Source organism: bacterium, from assembly GCA_030654305.1.
GTDB lineage: Bacteria > Krumholzibacteriota > Krumholzibacteriia > LZORAL124-64-63 > LZORAL124-64-63 > PNOJ01.
The window spans coordinates 1-2,697 of the sequence record JAURXS010000184.1 but is presented as its reverse complement, the minus strand read 5'-3'; the positions used below and the strand labels follow the sequence as shown (position 1 = coordinate 2,697).

Here is a 2,697-nt window from a genome sequence, read left to right as displayed (position 1 = left end):
GACCGGGCGGACATCCGCATCACGGCCCTGATGGCCAAGCACGGCCTCCTCCTGCTGCGGATGAGCGTCGGGATCGTGTTCCTGTGGTTCGGCGGACTCAAGTTCTTTCCTGGCCTCAGCCCCGCCCAGGACCTCGCGGTGCGGACCATCGACGTCCTGACCTTCGGCCTGCTGCCGCACGGGACCGCCATCGTGCTGCTCGCCGCCTGGGAGGCCCTCATCGGCGCGGGCCTGCTGTCCGGCGCCTACCTGCGCGCGACGCTGCTGCTGCTGTTCCTGCAGATGCTCGGCGCGATGACCCCGCTGTTCTTCTTCCCGGGCGAGACGTTCACGCGCTTCCCCTACGCCCCCACGCTCGAGGGCCAGTACATCATCAAGAACCTGGTGCTCATCAGCGCGGGCATCGTCCTGGGTGCGACGGTGCGCGGCGGCAGGATCGTGGCGGACGCCGCGACCGACGGGCCGATATAGCTCTGGTCGTGGTCCTGACGTTGTGGGATCATCCCCCCGTATCGCCCTCGATGGGGTGCCCGGGCCGGACCCGCTCCGCCGGCGCACGGCTACGGTTTTCGACTCGCCCGCTGCAATTCGCCAAGTCATTGTTCCGGGCGCCGTCGCAGGGCTGCTCGTCGTCGTCGCATCATGACGGTCCTGCCCACGGGGGGATGCTACCAGGGAAGGCGGCCATGAACTTCGAACTGTGGTATGACGAGGATCAGGACATCATCAGGGGCCGGGTGCACGGGAAGCTGGACGCCGCCGTCGCGAAGGGGGTGGCCGGCGAACTGGCGCCACTCGTCCGGAAGCACGGCTGCCACCGCTTCCTGAACGACCTGCGCGAGGCGCAGGTCACCTCCTCGACGCTCGATCTCTACTCGATCCCCAGGGTCGTGAAGGAGGCCGGGGTGTCCGGCGGCATCAAGCGCGCCCTGGTCGTCACCGAGATCACGCCGGATTTCGACTTCCTGGAGACGACTTCGGTCAATGTCGGCAACCAGGTCAAGCTGTTCACCGACCCCGAGGCGGCGCTCGCGTGGTTGAAGGGTTGAGGCATCCGTTTCCACTTCATCGTGAACGCGCGCCGGCTGCCCGGACGCCCCCCTCATCCAGCCACCCGACCGGGAACCCCTCCGGCAACGCCACCATGTCCAGGATCGCGGCGATCAGTTCCCCGTGTTCGCCCGCGCGCTGCTCGTTGCGGTATTCCCAGACGATGACGCCGTCCGGCGTCACCTCCAGCGCGCGCCCGTTGTCGGACTCGACGATCAGGGTGTTGCCGCCGGGCAGGCGCTGAGCGGAGCCGCAGGTCGCGGAAAACAGGCGGTGGTCGGGTCCGTCGGCGTACCGCCAGACGATCTCCCGCGTGAGCGGGTCCACCTCCAGGACCTGCGAACGGCCGCCGCGCCCCAGGTTGTCGAACAGCAGGAGGCGCCCCGTCGGCAGCAGGGTCGGCTGGTGCTGCTTGACCCAGGGGCCGGTCAGGGCCCAGACGACCGTCCCGCGCCGGGGGTCGAGGATGGCCAGGGCGTTCAGTTCGCGGATCGAGGTCAGGATGTTCCCCCGGGCGAAGAGCGGCGACAGGTGGGCGAGGGAGCCGTCCAGACGCTCCAGGGTGTTGGTGTGGAAGACGTCGCCGCCGGCCGGCGCCGCGTCCAGCAGCGAAGCGAACGGCGACGACTCCAGGGCGGCGAGCAGCGGGATCCGCCGCTCGAACTTCCCCTCGGGACTCAGCACCGTGAAGTAGTCCAGCAGCGCGGGCACGTCGCCGCCGAAGCGCGGCGCGAGTTCCGCCTCGCGCGTCAGCACCCAGATGCGGCCGTCGTCGTCCACGTGCAGGTCGTGGTGGCAGTGGCCGGGGTAGGCCCAGAGCAGGCGCGAATCCCGGTCCAGCCGGACCAGGCCGTGCCCCTCGTAGATCGCGAGGATGCCGCCGTCGGGAAAGAGGTGGGCCCGCCGCCAGCAGCCGGTGGCGTTGTTGCGGCCCGGGGGCAGGAAGGCGTCCGGGCCGGTGGCCGCCACGTCGCGGTAGTCGCAGTGCCAGCGGTGCCGCACCTCGCCCGCGCGCGTGATCAGCAACGCCTCGGGCGCGTGGCCGGACACGAAGAACATGAGTTCGCGCCCGCTGCGGGCGGGGTCGTGCCGCGTCGTGCCGGATCGCGCCGGCGGCGGGCGGGTGCCGGCCGCGTAGCCGAGGCTCAGGAGCTTGCGGGCCGCGGCGCGTTGGACCCGGCTCAGCGCGTGGCCCTCGCCATCGCCGTCGTCGTCCATGACGGACCACTGGCCGGGTAGGTCGTGTCCGGGGGGCGGGGGGTGCAGGCGGCGCGCGGCGGCGTCGGCGATGCGCATCGGGAAGGAATCGCGGCCGCCGATCAGGACGGCGGCGCCGGCCGCGACGGCCAGGATCGCGATCACCCACAGCAGGGCGGCCGCCCGGCGTGCGGGGCGCCTGTCCGCCGTGCGAAGCCGACCGCGTCGGAACATGGGCGATCATCCGATCACTGACGATGGATCCGGGACGACGGCATCATAGCACAGCCGCCGGGCGCGGTCGCGGGACGGATCGGGTTCCCGGTGGCTTGGCCCGCTTGACGCCTCCCGCCCCCGCCCTTATCGTGCGCGGATACCCGCCCCCCGGACACGACCTGCCCGGCCTGTGGTCCGTCATGGACGACGACGGCGATGGCGAGGGCCACGCGC

The 2,697-nt window shown here is 71.3% G+C and carries 3 protein-coding genes; 2 read left to right on the top strand and 1 reads right to left on the bottom strand.

The genetic code is table 11. From position 1 onward, the window contains the following. Positions 1–471 (top strand): hypothetical protein (locus Q7W29_04910; GenBank protein MDO9171155.1); only part of this gene is annotated, 471 nt, incomplete at its 5' end. A 215-nt stretch (positions 472–686) separates the two neighbouring features. Continuing rightward, the gene (locus Q7W29_04905; GenBank protein MDO9171154.1) at positions 687–1,049 is read left to right on the top strand and encodes a hypothetical protein; all 363 of its coding nucleotides are present in this window, start codon (positions 687–689) and stop codon (positions 1,047–1,049) included. Positions 1,050–1,065: 16 nt separating this feature from the next. Here the strand turns inward: Q7W29_04905 and Q7W29_04900 are convergent, their stop codons facing one another. Next, complete coding sequence (locus Q7W29_04900; protein MDO9171153.1) at positions 1,066–2,481, bottom strand: arylsulfotransferase family protein; 1,416 nt, start codon at positions 2,479–2,481, stop codon at positions 1,066–1,068. Between the last annotated feature and the right edge of the window lie 216 nt (positions 2,482–2,697).

Bases quoted from the DNA above. Each gene is read 5' to 3' on its own strand.
- Q7W29_04905 (MDO9171154.1), top strand. From the start codon at position 687: ATGAACTTCGAACTGTGGTATGACGAGGATCAGGACATCATCAGGGGC.
- Q7W29_04900 (MDO9171153.1), bottom strand. From the start codon at position 2,481: ATGTTCCGACGCGGTCGGCTTCGCACGGCGGACAGGCGCCCCGCACGC.